The organism is Vibrio sp. V04_P4A5T148 (assembly GCF_963875605.1).
GTDB classification, from domain to species: Bacteria; Pseudomonadota; Gammaproteobacteria; order Enterobacterales; family Vibrionaceae; genus Vibrio; species Vibrio anguillarum.
The window spans coordinates 58,574-75,837 of sequence record NZ_CAWNMS010000017.1; the positions used below are offsets into that span (position 1 = coordinate 58,574).

The 17,264-nt window shown below is 45.4% G+C and carries 16 protein-coding genes and 1 pseudogene; 14 read left to right on the forward strand and 3 right to left on the reverse strand.

Going from position 1 to position 17,264, the window contains the following annotated elements:
- Nucleotides 1-30: 30 nt before the first annotated feature.
- From AACT18_RS01255 to glmU, 10 genes are all read left to right on the forward strand, one after another.
- The gene (locus tag AACT18_RS01255) at nt 31-420 is read left to right on the forward strand and encodes a F0F1 ATP synthase subunit I (RefSeq protein WP_013855588.1); all 390 of its coding nucleotides are present in this window, start codon (nt 31-33) and stop codon (nt 418-420) included.
- An 8-nt stretch (nt 421-428) separates the two neighbouring features.
- Nucleotides 429-1,259 (forward strand): F0F1 ATP synthase subunit A, encoded by an 831-nt coding sequence (gene atpB / locus AACT18_RS01260; protein WP_013855589.1) that lies wholly within the window; start codon nt 429-431, stop codon nt 1,257-1,259.
- Nucleotides 1,260-1,316: 57 nt separating this feature from the next.
- Complete coding sequence (gene atpE / locus AACT18_RS01265) at nt 1,317-1,571, forward strand: F0F1 ATP synthase subunit C (protein WP_002540812.1); 255 nt, start codon at nt 1,317-1,319, stop codon at nt 1,569-1,571.
- A 76-nt stretch (nt 1,572-1,647) separates the two neighbouring features.
- On the forward strand, nt 1,648-2,118 hold the full coding sequence (gene atpF, locus AACT18_RS01270) for a F0F1 ATP synthase subunit B (RefSeq protein ID WP_013855591.1): 471 nt from the start codon (nt 1,648-1,650) through the stop codon (nt 2,116-2,118).
- 15 nt (nt 2,119-2,133) lie between these two features.
- The gene (gene atpH, locus AACT18_RS01275) at nt 2,134-2,667 is read left to right on the forward strand and encodes a F0F1 ATP synthase subunit delta (protein WP_013855592.1); all 534 of its coding nucleotides are present in this window, start codon (nt 2,134-2,136) and stop codon (nt 2,665-2,667) included.
- A gap of 13 nt (nt 2,668-2,680) precedes the next feature.
- Nucleotides 2,681-4,222: a F0F1 ATP synthase subunit alpha gene (atpA, locus tag AACT18_RS01280; protein ID WP_026027662.1), complete on the forward strand. Its 1,542-nt coding sequence runs from the start codon at nt 2,681-2,683 to the stop codon at nt 4,220-4,222.
- A 63-nt stretch (nt 4,223-4,285) separates the two neighbouring features.
- Nucleotides 4,286-5,152 carry a F0F1 ATP synthase subunit gamma gene (gene atpG / locus AACT18_RS01285; RefSeq protein WP_013855594.1) on the forward strand — a complete coding sequence of 289 codons (867 nt, stop codon included), beginning with the start codon at nt 4,286-4,288 and terminating at the stop codon, nt 5,150-5,152.
- A gap of 34 nt (nt 5,153-5,186) precedes the next feature.
- Nucleotides 5,187-6,590 carry a F0F1 ATP synthase subunit beta gene (atpD, locus tag AACT18_RS01290; protein ID WP_094125305.1) on the forward strand — a complete coding sequence of 468 codons (1,404 nt, stop codon included), beginning with the start codon at nt 5,187-5,189 and terminating at the stop codon, nt 6,588-6,590.
- An 18-nt stretch (nt 6,591-6,608) separates the two neighbouring features.
- The gene (locus tag AACT18_RS01295; protein WP_013855597.1) at nt 6,609-7,031 is read left to right on the forward strand and encodes a F0F1 ATP synthase subunit epsilon; all 423 of its coding nucleotides are present in this window, start codon (nt 6,609-6,611) and stop codon (nt 7,029-7,031) included.
- 150 nt (nt 7,032-7,181) lie between these two features.
- Nucleotides 7,182-8,543, forward strand: coding sequence for a bifunctional UDP-N-acetylglucosamine diphosphorylase/glucosamine-1-phosphate N-acetyltransferase GlmU (glmU, locus tag AACT18_RS01300; protein ID WP_026029111.1), 1,362 nt, complete (start codon nt 7,182-7,184; stop codon nt 8,541-8,543).
- 64 nt (nt 8,544-8,607) lie between these two features.
- Here glmU and punC read toward each other — a convergent pair whose 3' ends face one another.
- Complete coding sequence (gene punC / locus AACT18_RS01305) at nt 8,608-9,813, reverse strand: purine nucleoside transporter PunC (protein WP_026027660.1); 1,206 nt, start codon at nt 9,811-9,813, stop codon at nt 8,608-8,610.
- A gap of 148 nt (nt 9,814-9,961) precedes the next feature.
- Between punC and punR the strand changes: the two genes are divergently transcribed.
- Nucleotides 9,962-10,867: a DNA-binding transcriptional activator PunR gene (punR, locus tag AACT18_RS01310; RefSeq protein WP_017046374.1), complete on the forward strand. Its 906-nt coding sequence runs from the start codon at nt 9,962-9,964 to the stop codon at nt 10,865-10,867.
- A 66-nt stretch (nt 10,868-10,933) separates the two neighbouring features.
- On the opposite strand, the gene fadA is transcribed toward punR, so the two are convergent.
- On the reverse strand, nt 10,934-12,109 hold the full coding sequence (gene fadA, locus AACT18_RS01315; protein WP_094125803.1) for an acetyl-CoA C-acyltransferase FadA: 1,176 nt from the start codon (nt 12,107-12,109) through the stop codon (nt 10,934-10,936).
- Nucleotides 12,110-12,123: 14 nt separating this feature from the next.
- Nucleotides 12,124-14,295 (reverse strand): fatty acid oxidation complex subunit alpha FadB, encoded by a 2,172-nt coding sequence (gene fadB, locus AACT18_RS01320; protein WP_094124312.1) that lies wholly within the window; start codon nt 14,293-14,295, stop codon nt 12,124-12,126.
- 218 nt (nt 14,296-14,513) lie between these two features.
- On the opposite strand from fadB, the gene AACT18_RS01325 reads away from it, so the two are divergent.
- The 3 genes and pseudogenes from AACT18_RS01325 to hemG all read left to right on the forward strand — a co-directional run bounded on the left by AACT18_RS01325 (nt 14,514) and on the right by hemG (nt 17,161).
- A complete protein-coding gene (locus AACT18_RS01325) occupies nt 14,514-15,137 on the forward strand; it encodes a YigZ family protein (RefSeq protein WP_094125802.1) in 624 nt (207 codons plus the stop codon).
- Between the two features lie 30 nt (nt 15,138-15,167).
- Nucleotides 15,168-16,624 (forward strand): annotated as a pseudogene (locus AACT18_RS01330) (TrkH family potassium uptake protein).
- A 9-nt stretch (nt 16,625-16,633) separates the two neighbouring features.
- The gene (hemG, locus tag AACT18_RS01335; RefSeq protein WP_094143478.1) at nt 16,634-17,161 is read left to right on the forward strand and encodes a menaquinone-dependent protoporphyrinogen IX dehydrogenase; all 528 of its coding nucleotides are present in this window, start codon (nt 16,634-16,636) and stop codon (nt 17,159-17,161) included.
- Nucleotides 17,162-17,264: the final 103 nt, after the last annotated feature.

The following is a 17,264-nucleotide window of genomic DNA, read 5'->3' on the forward strand; positions in this document are numbered from 1 at the left end:
AGCTGAGGATATTACTAGAGGTACGAATACATGGTAGCTGCGTTGGCTAGACCAGGACGAGAGCTTGCTAAGCGATTGTTAATGATCCAGTCTGGCGCGGTTATTTTTGTGGCGGCAGGGATGGCGGTAGCTGTAAATGCTGAATGGGGCTTTTCTGCGCTGATTGGGGGTGGCATCTTTGTCATTGCCAATGCGGTTTTTGCGCTGTGTGCTTTTATGTTTAGTGGAGCTCGTGCTGCGAAGCAAGTCGCGGCCTCTTTCTACACTGGCGAAGTACTCAAGATCCTCATCACAGTTGCACTGTTCTGTGTTGCCTACATGTATATGCAGGTGGAACTCGTTCCCCTCAAACTAACCTATTTGCTGGCTCTAGGTATTAATATCTGTGCGCCAGTGCTATTCATTAACAACAAAAAATAGGATGAGTTATGGCTGCGCCAGGTGAAGCGCTAACATCGTCCGGATACATTGAACACCACTTGACGAACCTCTCTCTTGCGAAGATTTCTGAGCATTACGATTTGGGGCTGTCAATTAGTGAGACGAGTTTCTGGAACGTACATATCGATAGCCTGTTTTTTTCCTTGTTTACTGGCTTAATATTCCTATGGATATTTCGCTCTGTAGCAAAGAAAGCAACAGCGGGTGTACCCGGTAAGCTGCAGTGTTTTGTTGAAATATTGGTAGAATTTGTCGATCAAAACGTCAAAGACACCTTTCATGGACGCAATCCACTTATAGCACCGCTGGCACTGACTATCTTTTGTTGGGTATTGTTAATGAACATCATGGACTTAGTGCCCATCGATTTCTTACCGTATCCAGCACAACATTGGCTTGGTATCCCTTATCTAAAAGTGGTTCCGTCAGCTGATGTGAATATCACCATGGCTATGGCTCTAGGCGTATTTGCTCTGATGATTTACTACAGCATCAAAGTGAAAGGCCTAGGTGGTTTTGCGAAAGAATTAGCTCTACATCCATTCAATCACTGGACCATGATTCCGTTTAACCTACTTATTGAAGTGGTATCGTTACTTGCGAAACCTCTCTCACTCGGTATGCGTCTATTCGGTAACATGTTCGCAGGTGAGGTGGTATTTATTCTTATCGCAGCGATGCTACCATGGTGGCTACAATGGATGGGTTCACTACCGTGGGCGATTTTCCATATTCTGGTAATTCTGATTCAATCTTTCGTGTTCATGATGCTGACTATTGTTTATCTATCAATGGCACACGAAGATAGTGATCATTAATTTTTTAAAGCTTTTTATTTGGGCACATAAGCCAACAACTATAAATTGGAGATAGTAATGGAAACTTTACTGAGCTTTTCTGCAATCGCCGTAGGTATTATCGTCGGTCTTGCTTCTCTTGGTACAGCGATTGGTTTCGCACTTCTAGGCGGTAAATTCCTTGAAGGTGCTGCTCGTCAACCAGAAATGGCTCCTATGCTACAAGTTAAGATGTTTATCATCGCGGGTCTACTTGATGCGGTTCCTATGATCGGTATCGTAATTGCGCTTCTATTCACTTTCGCGAACCCATTTGTTGGTCAACTAGGTTAATCAACCGATCACACAAATTGATGATTTGTCGTTGATTAATACTTTTCGTTGGTGAACAAATAGAGGGGTAGCTGTTGTGAATATGAACGCAACTCTGCTAGGTCAAGCAATCGCGTTTGCACTGTTTGTGTGGTTCTGCATGAAATATGTATGGCCGCCAATCATGAATGCGATCGAAGAGCGTCAGAAGAAAATTGCTGACGGTCTTTCAGCCGCTGAGCGTGCTGCTAAAAACTTGGATCTAGCACAAGCCAACGCTTCTGAACAAATGAAAGAAGCGAAGCGCACTGCAACTGAGGTCATCGAACAGGCAAATAAACGTAAAGCTCAAATTTTAGACGAAGCACGTGAGGAAGCTCAGGCAGAACGCCAGAAAATCCTTGCTCAAGCGGAAGCTGAACTTGAATCTGAACGTAACCGTGCCCGCGATGAGCTGCGTAAACAAGTTGCAACTCTGGCTGTAGCTGGTGCTGAGAAAATCCTTGAGCGTTCTATCGATAAAGATGCGCACAAAGATATTCTCGACAACATTACTGCAAGACTTTAAGGATGGGGGCGCTTTATGTCTGATTTGACTACAATTGCACGCCCCTATGCTAAAGCAGCATTCGATTTTGCGGTAGAGAAAAAGCAACTTGACCAATGGGGTCAGATGTTAGCTTTTGCTGCCGAGGTCGCAAAGAACGAGCAAATGAAAGAGCTACTAACGGGCTCTGTTTCGGCTGAGAAATTAGCGGAAATTTTCATCGCAATTTGTGGCGAACAGTTTGATGTTTATGGCCAGAACCTGTTAAAGGTGATGGCTGAGAATGGCCGATTAAAGGCTCTTCCTGATGTTAGTGAACAGTTCTTTGCTCTGAAACAAGAGCATGAGAAGCAGATGGATGTTGAAGTGATTTCAGCAACTGAGCTTTCTGATGAACAGCTTGTCAATATCAGCACCAAACTTGAGCAGCGTCTTGAACGCAAAGTTCAGCTGAATTGCAGTATAGATGAGACCCTACTTGGTGGGGTTATAATTCGAGCCGGAGACCTTGTCATCGATAACTCAGCCCGCGGTCGTTTAAACCGCCTGAGCGATGCATTACAGTCTTGATGGGGATTGGAGCATGCAACTTAATTCCACGGAAATTAGCGATCTAATTAAACAACGTATCGAATCTTTCGACGTTGTTAGTGAAGCTCGCAATGAAGGTACTATCGTATCGGTAAGCGATGGTATCATTCGCATTCACGGCCTAGCGGACGTGATGCAAGGTGAAATGATTGAATTACCGAGTGGCCGTTATGCACTTGCACTTAACCTTGAGCGTGACTCGGTTGGTGCGGTTGTCATGGGCCCATATGCTGACCTTAAGGAAGGCATGAAAGTGACAGGTTCTGGTCGTATTCTTGAAGTGCCAGTTGGTCCTGAATTGTTAGGTCGCGTAGTGAATACACTCGGTCAGCCTATCGATGGTAAAGGTCCTATCGAAGCGAAATTGTCTTCACCTGTTGAAATGATTGCACCTGGTGTAATCGACCGTAAATCAGTCGATCAACCAGTACAAACCGGCTATAAGTCAGTTGACTCTATGATCCCAATCGGTCGTGGCCAACGTGAACTTATCATCGGTGACCGTCAAACTGGTAAAACAGCAATGGCGATCGACGCAATTATTAACCAAAAAGATTCAGGTATTTACTCTATCTATGTTGCGATTGGCCAAAAAGCCTCAACTATCGCTAACGTAGTACGCAAATTAGAAGAGCACGGCGCGCTTGCAAACACAGTTGTGGTTGTTGCATCGGCTTCTGAATCAGCGGCATTGCAATACCTTGCGCCATATGCAGGTTGTGCAATGGGTGAATACTTCCGCGATCGCGGTGAAGATGCACTGATTGTTTATGATGACTTATCTAAACAAGCGGTTGCTTACCGTCAGATCTCACTACTACTCAAACGCCCACCAGGCCGTGAAGCATTCCCAGGTGACGTTTTCTATCTCCACTCTCGTCTACTTGAGCGTGCTGCTCGTGTCAGCGAAGAGTATGTAGAACGTTTCACTAAGGGTGAAGTGAAAGGTAAAACCGGTTCTTTAACCGCTCTACCTATCATTGAAACACAAGCGGGTGACGTTTCAGCATTCGTACCGACTAACGTAATCTCGATTACCGATGGTCAGATCTTCCTACAAACTGAACTATTCAACGCGGGTGTTCGCCCAGCCGTTGACCCTGGTATTTCAGTATCTCGTGTAGGTGGTGCCGCTCAGACGAAAATCATCAAGAAACTGTCAGGTGGTATCCGTACCGCGCTTGCACAGTACCGTGAACTTGCTGCATTTGCTCAGTTCTCGTCAGATCTTGATGAAGCGACGAAGAGACAGCTAAACCATGGTCAGAAAGTAACAGAGCTGATGAAGCAGAAACAATATGCTCCGATGTCTGTGTTTGACCAAGCGTTGGTTATCTTTGCGGCAGAGCGTGGTTATTTAAATGATGTTGCGTTGAATAAACTGGCTGATTTTGAATCTGCTCTACTGTCGTATGCTCGTGGTCAATATGTTGATCTTGTAAAAGATATCGACAAATCGGGTGCTTATAACGATGAAATCGAAGCTCAGTTCAAGAAACTGGTTGACGATTTCAAGGCAACCCAGACCTGGTAATTGGTGGGTGACCTTAGGGTCACCACTGACCAATAACGGATTACCTTAAAAGAGAGTAAAACGATGGCCGGCGCAAAAGAGATACGTAATAAAATCGGTAGTGTTAAAAGCACGCAGAAAATTACGAAAGCGATGGAAATGGTAGCAGCTTCAAAAATGCGTCGTTCGCAAGACGGCATGGAAGCTTCTCGTCCATACGCTGAAACAATGCGTAAAGTGATCGGTCATGTGGCGAGTGCAAATCTAGAATATCGTCATCCTTATCTAGAAGAGCGCGAAGCCAAACGTGTTGGTTACATCATTATTTCAACAGACCGTGGTTTGTGTGGTGGTTTGAACGTGAACTTGTTCAAAAAAGCTCTACATGACATGAAAGATTGGTCGGAGAAAGGTGCTGAGGTTGAGCTGGCAATTGTGGGCTCAAAGGCAACGGCTTTCTTTAGAAACAGTGGCGCTAAAGTCGCTGCTCAAGTCTCTGGTTTGGGCGATAGCCCAACCTTGGAAGATTTGATCGGTTCCGTTGGTGTTATGCTGAAGAAATATGATGCAGGTGAGTTGGATCGCCTATACGTAGTGTTCAACAAATTTGTGAATACTATGGTTCAAGAACCAACGATCGATCAATTACTACCTTTGCCTAGATCGAATAGCGAAGAGATGAAACGCGAACATTCTTGGGATTACATCTATGAGCCTGAACCAAAGCCTCTACTCGATGCACTATTGCTGCGTTATGTAGAGTCTCAGGTTTATCAGGGTGTGGTTGAGAATCTTGCTTGTGAGCAAGCTGCTCGAATGATTGCGATGAAAGCAGCTACCGATAACGCAAGCAACTTGATTGATGATTTACAGCTTGTGTATAACAAAGCCCGTCAGGCGGCGATTACACAAGAACTATCGGAAATCGTTTCTGGTGCAGCAGCGGTTTAAGCTTAGGTAAAACAAACAGTTTAGAGGATTAACGATGGCTACAGGTAAGATCGTACAGATCATCGGTGCGGTAGTCGACGTAGAGTTCCCACAGGGCGAAGTACCAAGTGTTTACGATGCTCTGAATGTTGTGGATTCAAAAGAACGTCTCGTTCTTGAAGTTCAACAGCAGCTTGGCGGTGGCGTGATTCGCGCAATCGTAATGGGTAGCTCTGATGGTTTACGTCGTGGTTTGATAGTTGAAAATACTGGCGCTCCAATTTCAGTACCAGTCGGTATTAAGACTTTAGGTCGTATCATGAACGTGCTTGGTGATGCGATTGATGAGCGTGGTGAAATCGGTGCGGAAGAGCTTTACTCTATCCACCGTCCAGCTCCAAGCTATGAAGAGCAATCAAACGAAACTGCTCTTCTTGAAACCGGTGTAAAAGTAATCGATTTGGTTTGTCCATTCTCTAAGGGTGGTAAAATCGGTCTATTTGGTGGTGCAGGTGTAGGTAAGACCGTTAACATGATGGAACTTATCAACAACATCGCACTGCAACACTCAGGTCTTTCAGTATTTGCGGGTGTTGGTGAACGTACTCGTGAAGGTAACGATTTCTACTATGAGATGCAGGAAGCCGGTGTTGTAAACATCGAAGAGCCTGAAAAATCAAAAGTAGCGATGGTTTACGGACAGATGAACGAGCCACCAGGCAACCGTCTACGTGTTGCACTGACGGGTTTGACAATGGCAGAACGTTTCCGTGACGAAGGTCGTGACGTACTTCTGTTCATCGATAACATCTACCGTTACACGCTTGCCGGTACGGAAGTATCAGCACTGCTAGGTCGTATGCCTTCAGCGGTAGGTTACCAACCTACTCTTGCAGAAGAAATGGGTGTGCTTCAGGAGCGTATTACGTCAACTAAGCAAGGTTCTATCACGTCTGTACAGGCGGTATATGTACCAGCAGATGACTTGACGGACCCGTCTCCAGCCACAACGTTCGCGCACTTGGATGCAACGGTTGTACTTAACCGTAACATCGCAGCAATGGGCCTATACCCAGCGATCGACCCACTCGATTCAACGTCTCGTCAGCTAGACCCACTCGTCGTAGGTCAAGAGCACTACGACATCGCTCGTGGCGTTCAGCAGACGCTTCAGCGCTACAAAGAGCTGAAAGACATCATTGCGATCTTGGGTATGGACGAGTTGTCTGAATCGGATAAGCAAGTTGTATCACGTGCACGTAAGATTGAACGTTTTCTAACTCAGCCTTATCACGTAGCTGAAGTATTTACAGGTGACCCTGGTGTTTACGTACCTCTAAAAGAGACGCTACGTGGCTTCAAAGGTCTTCTATCTGGTGAATACGATGACATTCCAGAGCAAGCGTTTATGTACTGCGGTACTATCGACGATGCGATTGAGAATGCTAAGAAGCTATAAGGCTAACTAGGAGGCGATATGGCAGCAATAACCTTTCACCTAGACGTCGTCAGTGCAGAGAAGAAAATCTTCTCTGGCCAAGTCGAAACGTTTCAGGTGACCGGTAGCGAAGGTGAACTGGGAATTTTCCATGGTCACACACCGCTGCTGACCGCTATTAAGCCTGGTATGGTGCGTATCGTTAAGCTACACGGCCACGAAGAAATTATTTATGTTTCGGGTGGTATTGTCGAAGTGCAACCGGGTACTGCTACAGTACTGGCTGATACGGCAATTCGTGGTGAAGAACTAGACGCAGCTAAGGCAGAAGAAGCCAAACGCAAAGCTGAAGAGAATATTTCAAATCAGCATGGCGATATGAACTTCGCACAAGCGGCCAGTGAACTGGCTAAAGCCATGGCTCAGTTACGAGTTATCGAGCTGACCAAAAAACGTCGTTAATGTGTTTTATAATTAAGACGTGATGTAAAAAGGCGACCTATAGGTCGCCTTTTTGCTTATTTTTTAACAGAAAATTATTTAGTTAAATTAACTATCTCTTTAATTACCGCTAAAATGCGGCTTAACTTTTTTAACGTCAATAGGTTGTCAATGAAATTTAGCGCAGTGATCCTCGCAGCAGGTAAAGGTACTCGAATGTATTCTAATATGCCTAAAGTGCTGCACACACTGGCGGGTAAGCCAATGGTGAAACACGTAATTGATACGTGCAATAGCTTAGGTGCCCAAAATATCCACTTGGTTTATGGTCATGGTGGTGAGCAAATGCAGCAAGCGCTTGCCGAAGAGTCGGTTAACTGGGTGCTGCAAGCGGATCAATTAGGAACTGGCCATGCCGTTGATCAAGCCTCGCCTCATTTCCAAGACGATGAGAAGATCCTCGTGTTGTACGGTGATGTTCCATTGATCTCGGAAGAAACCGTGGAAAGCTTGTTAGATGCGCAACCTAATGATGGGATAGCCTTGCTGACAGTGGTACTGGATAACCCAACCGGTTATGGCCGTATCGTGCGTAAGCATGGCCCAGTGGTGGCGATTGTTGAACAAAAAGATGCCACTGATGAGCAAAAGTTAATTAAAGAGATCAATACGGGCGTGATGGTGGCAACGGGGCGCGATCTCAAACGCTGGTTGTCAGGCTTAAGTAATGAGAACGCGCAAGGCGAATATTATCTGACAGATGTTATCGCTGCAGCGCACAATGAAGGCCGCGCAGTTGAGGCTGTTCATCCTGCCAGCTCTATTGAAGTGGAAGGAGTAAATGATCGCGCTCAACTGGCTCGTTTAGAGCGTGCTTATCAAGCAACACAAGCGAAAAAGCTATTAGAACAAGGTGTGATGCTACGTGATCCTACGCGTTTTGATCTGCGTGGTGAATTACAGTGTGGGATGGATGTTGAGATTGATGCAAACGTCATCATCGAAGGAAATGTCTCTTTGGGTGATAACGTAATTATCGGCATGGGTTGCGTGCTTAAAGATTGCGAAATTGATGACAACACAGTGATCCGTCCATACAGCGTCATTGAAGGGGCAACCGTTGCAGAAAACTGTACCGTTGGGCCTTTTACCCGTTTACGTCCTGGTGCTGAACTGCGTAATGATGCTCACGTGGGTAACTTCGTGGAAGTAAAAAATACTCGTTTGGGTGAAGGTTCGAAAGCCAATCACTTAACTTATCTTGGTGATGCTGAAATTGGCCAGCGTGTTAATGTCGGAGCTGGCGTTATCACTTGTAATTACGATGGTGTCAATAAATTCAAAACCACAATTGGTGATGATGTGTTTGTCGGTTCAGACAGCCAGTTGATTGCTCCTGTAACGATCGCCAATGGTGCAACGATTGGTGCTGGTACTACGCTAAGCAGTAACGTTGCTGAAGGTGAGTTAGTCATCACTCGCGCGAAAGAGCGCAAAATCAATGGTTGGAAGCGTCCTGTTAAGCGTAGCTAACAAATGAACGATTAAAAAGCCGCTCATCATGAGCGGCTTTTTGTATCAGTTATTATTAAAAGACTTACTCTTCATCGCTGACTACGCGTGCATTATCTGGTGCGGTGAAGTGTTGAGAAAGTTCGCGGTTCGAGACGATATAACCAATCCATAGCCCGCCCATACAAATCATAATTGCAATACCCGTCACCATTTGTGCTTGGCTGGCCAACGTTGCGACCAATGCGCTGGCTAAACTACTAACGCAGATTTGTAAGCTATTTTGTAAACCCGCTGCAGTGGCTGGGCTTTGTTTGGCACTCGATAGTGCGCGGTTCACCACGATAGGGTAAAGCGCTCCGTTGGCAACTGCTATTAAGCAAAACGGTGCCAAAATTGGCCAAATTGAGGTCAGTTGCCACTGTGATGCAATGAATACTAATAAAGTGGCAACGCTGAAGAGGCCAATCAACTGCTTGAGCACTTTTTCGTCACCAAATTTATTCACTCCCACCTTACCTAAGTAGCCACCAACCATGAAAGCGATCGTTTGAGGAATGAAACTCAAACCGATATCTTTAGCGGCATAACCAAGGCGTGCCATAATCTCTGGCATCCCAGTCAAGTAAGCAAAGAAGGCCGCAGAAGCGCAAGCAAACATCATCACATTACCCAAGTAGGTTTTAGTGCTGAGCAGAGCTTTGATATCTTGCTTAATTGAGGTTTGTTTGGGTTGTGATTGTTCATTTTTTTGAGCAAAAGTACAGGCTACAAGCGCAACGCCCATTAATGTCAATGTCACAAAAATACTGTGCCAACCAAAGTTATCGGCCAGTAAGACGCCTAATTGAGGTGCAAGCGCGGGTGAAAGCGCGACCAAAGGCATGATGGTGGCGAATATTTGCTGGCTTGTTTTAGCTGGGTAGCGTTGAATTACCATTGCTTGCCAGATCACTGCGGGAGCACACACCCCTAAAGCTTGCACAAAGCGCAACGCTAATAATTGCCACACCTGCTCGCTAAAAGCTAAACCAAATGATGCTAACGTGAAGAGAACTAGGCCAGCCGCTAAAGTGTTACGGTGACCATATTTATCGGAAGCTAAGCCCCACACCAGTTGACCTAATGCCATACCGACCAGAAAAACGGTGAGAGACAAGGCTATTTGCTCTGGCCCTGTGGCAAAGTCCATTTCCATTGCTTTAAAGGCAGGGAGGTACATGTCTGTGGCAATGAAGCCAAGCATAGAGAGCGCGGCTAAGTACAGCAACTGTAATTTTGATGCTTTCATTTTTATTACCATTCAAAAAAATTAATCAATATTTGGCCAGCATTAATCTATGCCAACCTTAATTTATCTACTCATCTATTCTATTTTTCGTTTAATATTAAATGAAACGCTAAATTTGTTGGTTATTCATCAAAAAAATTGAAGGCTTATGTTTTCTAAATCCTCATTAGAAATGCTTGATACTGTCGCACGGTTGGGTAGTTTTACCGCCGCTGCGGAGGTTTTGCATAAAGTGCCGTCAGCGATCAGCTACGGCGTTCGCCAAGTCGAACAAGATTTGGATGTGCTGCTGTTTCGCCGTTTACCTAGAAAGGTGGAGCTGACGCCCGCTGGTGAGCTGTTTATGGTGGAGGCTCGCCAATTGCTTAGGCAGATGGAAGAGATTCGTTCACAAACTAAACGCGCGGCGCATGGTTGGCAGAAAACGCTAAAATTGACGCTTGATAACGTGGTCAAACTCGACAAAATGAAACCGCTGGTGGAAGATTTTTATCGCACGTTTGAGTTTGCTGAGCTGCAAATCAACATGGAAGTGTTTAATGGCTCATGGGAAGCTATTGCGCAAGGTCGAGCTGACATTGTGATTGGTGCAACCTCTGCGATTCCTGTCGGTGGTGATTTTGAAGTGCGTGACATGGGTGTGTTGGATTGGGCATTTGTAATGTCTCCTCATCACCCTTGTGCTCAAGAGCCCTATTTAAGCGAAGATTTTGTCAGTCAGTTCCCGGCGATTTGTTTGGATGACACGTCAAGTGTATTACCCAAGCGGCATACGGATCACTACCCGCAGCAACGGCGCTTACTTTTACCGAATTGGTATAGTGCGATTGAATGCTTAAAAAATGAAGTCGGTGTGGGCTACATGCCAAGACACATTGCACAACCTTTGATTGTTGATGGTGGGTTGGTTGAACGGGTTCTCACCGTTGATAAACTGCTTAGTCAATGCTGTTTAGTATGGCGCAAAGATGATAATCATAAATTGATCGAGTGGATGGTAAATTATCTGGGCAGTAGCGATCAACTTTATCGTGATTGGCTTCAAGCTAAATAACCTAATAAGAAGAGCCAGCAGTGCTGGCTCTTAAAAGACTCTTCAGTGAGAAGAAAAACAGAATGGTTATGGGCGCTCAAAAATAGTCGCAATGCCTTGGCCTAAACCAATGCACATCGTTGCTAGACCATATTTGGCGTCTTTCGCTTCCATCAAGTTAATCAGTGTGGTTGAGATGCGCGTGCCAGAACACCCGAGAGGATGACCCAGCGCGATCGCCCCTCCATTTAGGTTAATCTTCTCATCCACTACATCGAGCAAACCGAGATCTTTCGCGCAAGGTAGAGATTGAGCTGCAAACGCTTCGTTTAACTCAATCACATCCATATCTTGCATGGTGAGGCCTGCGCGCTGTAGCGCTTTATGGGTCGCCGGAACTGGCCCGTAACCCATAATTGAAGGATCGCAACCAGCGACGGCCATTGATTTCACGCGCGCACGAATCTTTAAGCCAAGCGCATTGGCTTTCTCTTCGCTCATGATCAACATTGCCGATGCGCCATCGGACAGAGCCGATGAGGTGCCTGCCGTTACAGTACCATTGGCTGGGTCAAAAACAGGACGCAACTGTGCTAGCCCCTCAACAGTGGTTTCCGGGCGGATCACTTCATCAAAATCGAGCGTGAACAGAGTACCATCTTCAGCATGAGCCTCGGTGGGAAGGATTTCATTTTTGAAGCGACCTTCAACGGTTGCTGCGTAAGCGCGTTGATGCGAACGAGCGGCAAAGGCATCTTGTTGCTCACGGCTAATGCCGTGTATTTTACCTAACATCTCAGCCGTTAACCCCATCATCCCCGCAGCTTTGGCAACGGTTTTTGACATGCCAGGATGGAAATCAACGCCATGGTTCATCGGTACGTGTCCCATATGCTCAACGCCGCCCACAAGGCAGATTTCAGCATCACCAACCATAATGGCGCGGGTGGCATCATGCAGTGCTTGCATTGATGAACCACATAAACGGTTAACGGTGACGGCACCAATTTCAATCGGCAAGCCAGCCAACAGTGCCGCATTACGCGCGACGTTAAAGCCTTGTTCTAAGGTTTGTTGCACACAACCCCAGTAGATATCTTCGATCTCTTTTGGGTTGACTTGTGGATTACGGGCTAAAATGCCTTTCATCAGATGTGCAGATAAATCTTCCGCACGAGTATGACGAAATGCCCCACCTTTTGAACGACCCATCGGGGTGCGTAGGCAATCAACAATTACGACATTTCTCTTATGTGAAGTCATTTGGACATCTCTCCTTAGATAGAACTTGCTTGTTGAGCACCGTAGAAGGTCTCGCCTTTTTCTGCCATATCAAGCAGCAGTTGAGGTACATGATACATCGCGCCCAATGCTTGGTATTGGCTTGCCATTGCAACGTAGTTTTGTAAACCAAGACTATCGAGATAGCGGAATACGCCGCCTCTAAAAGGAGGGAACCCTAAGCCGTACACCAACGCCATATCAGCTTCTTGGGGTGAAGCGATGATCTTCTCTTCTAAACAGAGTGCCACTTCATTGATCATCGGAATCATCATGCGCTCAATGATGGTTTGATCATCAAAAGTACGTTTATCACCACATTCTACGTTAAGAACAGTGAGAACCTCTTCAGAGAAAGTTTTCTTCGGTTTGCCTTTCTTATCTAAAGTGTATTGATAGAAACCGCTGCCATTTTTCTGGCCATATTTATTGGCGTCAAACAGTGCATCAATAGCATCGCGGCCCTGTTTACCCATACGTTCGGGGAAACCTTGTGCCATTACTGCTTGTGCATGGTGAGCGGTATCAATACCGACCACATCTAGAAGATAAGCAGGGCCCATTGGCCAACCAAACTTACGTTCCATCACTTTATCGATTTGAGTGAAATCAGCGCCATCGCGCAGTAATAAACTAAAGCCACCAAAGTAAGGGAAAAGTACGCGGTTTACGAAGAACCCAGGGCAGTCATTGACCACGATGGGGGATTTACCCATTTTGGCCGCGTAAGCGACAACTCGATTGATGGTTTCATCGGAAGTGTGTTCACCACGAATAATTTCCACCAATGGCATACGATGTACTGGGTTAAAAAAGTGCATACCACAGAAGTTTTCTGGACGTTTGAGTGATTTGGCCAGTAGGTTGATTGGAATGGTTGAGGTGTTCGAGGTGATAACCGCATCCTCACCAACATTGGCTTCGACTTCACTTAGTACCGCGGCTTTGATTTTCGGGTTTTCAACCACAGCTTCAACAATCACATCCGCTTGCTCAATCCCCGCATAATGCAGGCTAGGCGTAATCGATGCCAGCACACTGGCCATTTTAAAACCATCAATTTTTCCGCGCTCTAGCTGCTTGTTAAGTAACTTAGATGCCTCTGTCATACCTAAATTAAGGGACGATTGAGCAATATCTTTCATCAAAACAGGCACGCCCTTTACTGCCGATTGATAAGCAATGCCGCCGCCCATGATCCCCGCACCAAGTACCGCCGCTCGTCCGGTTTCTTTATTGGCTGATTTGGCCGCTTTTTTTGCTAGTGCTTTAATATATTGGTCGTTGAGGAATAAACCGACCAAGGATTTCGCCGCTTCAGAATGAGCGAGCTTAACGAAGTGTTTACGCTCAATGGCCAATGCTTCATCACGGCTACAGCGCGCGGCTTCTTCTATTGCAATAACAGCGGTTATTGGCGCTGGATAATGAGGTCCGGCATGCTGTGCAACCAAGCCTTTGGCCATGGTGAAGCTCATCATGGCTTCTAATTTGCTGAGTGTCAGCGCGGACATTTTTTGCTGGCGACGCATTTTCCAATCAACGGTTTCATTGATGGCCGATGTGATGGTTTTGAGTGCTGACTCAAGCAGTTTGTCGCTATCAACAATCGCATCGAGCAGTCCAATTTTAAGGGCTTCCTCAGCACGACATGCTTTGCCTTGAGTGATCACTTCCATAGCATTGTCGGCACCAATTACACGAGGCAGACGCACACAGCCACCGAACCCCGGCATAATACCAAGCTTTGTTTCCGGTAATCCTATGCTGGTGGTCGCGTCACCAATACGGAAATCGGTAGCGAGTACACACTCACATCCACCGCCTAGCGCGTGCCCTGTTAAAGCGGCTAGTGTCGGAACGGGTAGATCTTCTAGTTTGTTGAAAATGCTATTGGCAAATTGCAGCCATTGGTCGAGTTCTTGCGCAGGTTTAGCAAAGAGACCTAAAAACTCAGTGATATCAGCCCCGACAATAAAAGATTCTTTATCGGAAGTAAGAATAAGGCCTTTCAGTCCTTGGTGGGCTTTTAGGGCATCAAGTGCATGGTTGAGCGATTCAAGAGTGGCAAGGTCAAGTTTGTTCACTGACTCCTTGGAGCAGAAACGCAACTCCGCAATACCATCTTGTAATTCCTTTACCTGTAGGGTGTTGGCTTGGTAAATCATTGTCTATCTCCGTGACATACAACCTTAAGATCGTGTGTGAGAGTTTTTGTTGTATTAATGGTTCTGGTTTGACCAGTCGGTTTAGTTTGACCTGAGGATTGTTTAATTTCAATACATTTTTTAAACAACTGTTTAACATTGAGTGCGAATGGAGATCAGCGCTGCTTTTTTAAGTGCACGTGTTACACTCTTGCCATCCGCTCGATCTATGATTTCACATGAACGAACAACCTTATTTAATTCCAGCGTTGCCCACCCAATTTGAAGAGGAAATCAAAAAAAGCCTCTTTATTACCTATTTGGCCCATACTCCGAGTGTAGATGCTGCCAAAGCCTTCGTTGCGCAAATAAAGACAAAACATAGCGATGCCAGACATAACTGCTGGGGCTTTGTTGCCGGACGACCGGAAGATTCGATGTTGTGGGGTTTTAGTGATGATGGTGAGCCATCAGGGACGGCGGGCAAACCGATATTGGCGCAGCTAGCCGGATCGAGTGTCGGGGAGTTAACGGCCGTCGTCACTCGTTATTATGGTGGGATTCGTCTTGGCACTGGTGGGTTAGTTAAAGCTTATGGTGGCGGAGTACAACAAGCACTCAAGCAGCTTCAAACTATTGAGAAAAAAATCACCACAAAATTATCCCTAACGTTAGACTACGGTTTTGTGCCGATTGCTCAATCCATCATCGCGCAGTATGAAGCATTAGAAGTCGAAGCCGATTATAAAGAACAGGTTAAATTTCTTGTTGAGATAGAATTTCGCCATCTTGATGCCTTTACTCAAACTATCATTAATAAAAGCGGTGCAAAAGCTGTAGTGACCGCCATAAAAAATAATTAGGAAGTCAGAAGCTTCGCTTCAGAAAAAGCAATGCAAATTCGATCTATTATTCGTATCGTCGGGCTTTTGCTCGCGCTATTTAGTGTCTCTATGCTTGCCCCTGCGCTGGTGGCTTTGTTGTACCGCGATGGTGCAGGTGTGCCTTTTGTCACGACCTTTTTTGTATTGTTGATGTGTGGCGGTTTTTTTTGTTTCCAAACCGCCGCTATCGACATGAATTGAAAGCCAGAGACGGTTTTTTGATCGTTGTACTGTTTTGGACGGTTATCGGTAGTGCGGGTTCATTACCATTTTGGTTAGCGGATAACCCTAATGTATCGGTGACGGATGCGTTTTTTGAATCGTTTTCAGCATTAACCACCACCGGAGCAACCGTCATTGTTGGGTTAGATGAATTACCTAAAGCGATTTTGTTCTATCGGCAGTTTTTACAATGGTTTGGTGGGATGGGGATCATCGTTCTAGCGGTGGCCATTTTGCCAGTATTGGGAATTGGGGGAATGCAGTTATATCGAGCAGAAATTCCAGGCCCGGTCAAAGATACTAAAGTCACTCCAAGAATCGCCGAAACCGCTAAAGCACTTTGGTACATCTATTTAAGCTTAACGATTGCCTGCGCGACTGCTTTTTGGGCAGCAGGGATGACCCTATTTGATGCGATTTGTCATAGCTTCTCTACGATCGCTATTGGTGGGTTTTCGACTCATGATGCAAGCATGGGGTATTTTGACAGTTATGCGATCAATTTAATTACGGTTGTTTTTTTGCTCATTTCAGCCTGTAATTTTACGCTCCATTACGCGGCGTTTGCGACAGGTGGTGTTCATCCAAAATATTACCTTAAAGATCCAGAGTTTAGAGCTTTCGCTCTTATACAAGTCATTTTGTTTGCGGTTTGCTTTTCGATTTTACTCAAACACCATTCTTACGACTCTTTTTATGACGCTTTTGATCAGGCGCTATTTCAAACGGTATCCATTTCGACGACGGCAGGCTTTACCACAACAGGTTTTGCAGATTGGCCGTTATTCTTACCTGTATTATTGCTGTTTTCTTCATTTATAGGTGGGTGTGCTGGCTCTACGGGCGGTGGCATGAAAGTGATCCGTATCTTATTGCTTACCTTACAAGGTGCTCGTGAGATGAAACGCCTTATCCACCCAAGAGCCGTGTATACGATTAAGGTGGGCGGAAGTGCTCTTTCACAGCGAGTTGTTGACGCGGTTTGGGGATTTTTCTCAGCGTACGCACTGGTCTTCGTGGCGTGTATGTTGGCATTGATCGCAACAGGGATGGATGAACTGAGTGCATTTTCTGCCGTCGCGGCAACATTGAATAACTTAGGGCCTGGATTGGGTCAAGTCTCCGTACACTTTGCGGATGTTAATGACAGTGCAAAATGGGTATTGGTTGTTTCGATGCTCTTTGGTCGCTTAGAAATTTTTACACTATTAATACTGCTTACCCCTACGTTTTGGCGCAGTTAAGGATATCCCGTGCAAAAAGCTCTTTTTCTCTATTCTTCCCGTGAAGGTCAAACCAAGAAAATTCTTAACTATATAAAAGAGGAACTTTCTGAGTTTGATTGCGAACTTGCCGATTTACATCAAATTGAGGATATTGATTTAGCTCTTTACGATCGAGTCTTAATTGGTGCTTCTATTCGCTACGGACATTTAAATAAAAAGCTTTATCAATTTATAGAAAAACATGCCGAGCAATTAGCACTCGCTAAAGCGGCGTTCTTTTGTGTCAACTTAACTGCAAGAAAAGAAGCGCAGGGTAAAGATACTCCAGAAGGAAGTGTCTATATTAAAACCTTTCTCAGTAAATCAGCATGGCAACCCAAGCTAATCGGAGTTTTCGCTGGTGCTCTTTACTATCCACGTTATCACTTTTTCGATAAGGTGATGATTCGTTTCATCATGTCATTGACTGGCGGTGAAACTGACACCTCAAAAGAAGTTGAGTACACAAACTGGCAAAAAGTATCTCTTTTTAGTGATAACTTTAAAAAAATGTAAATAAAAAGTCGATTTTTAGCGTCTTTTGGCTTTTTTCTGTTCGAACAAATAGAAAATCAAAAAAAACAGCAAAAAGGGGTTGCCAATGTGACGGCGATCTCTA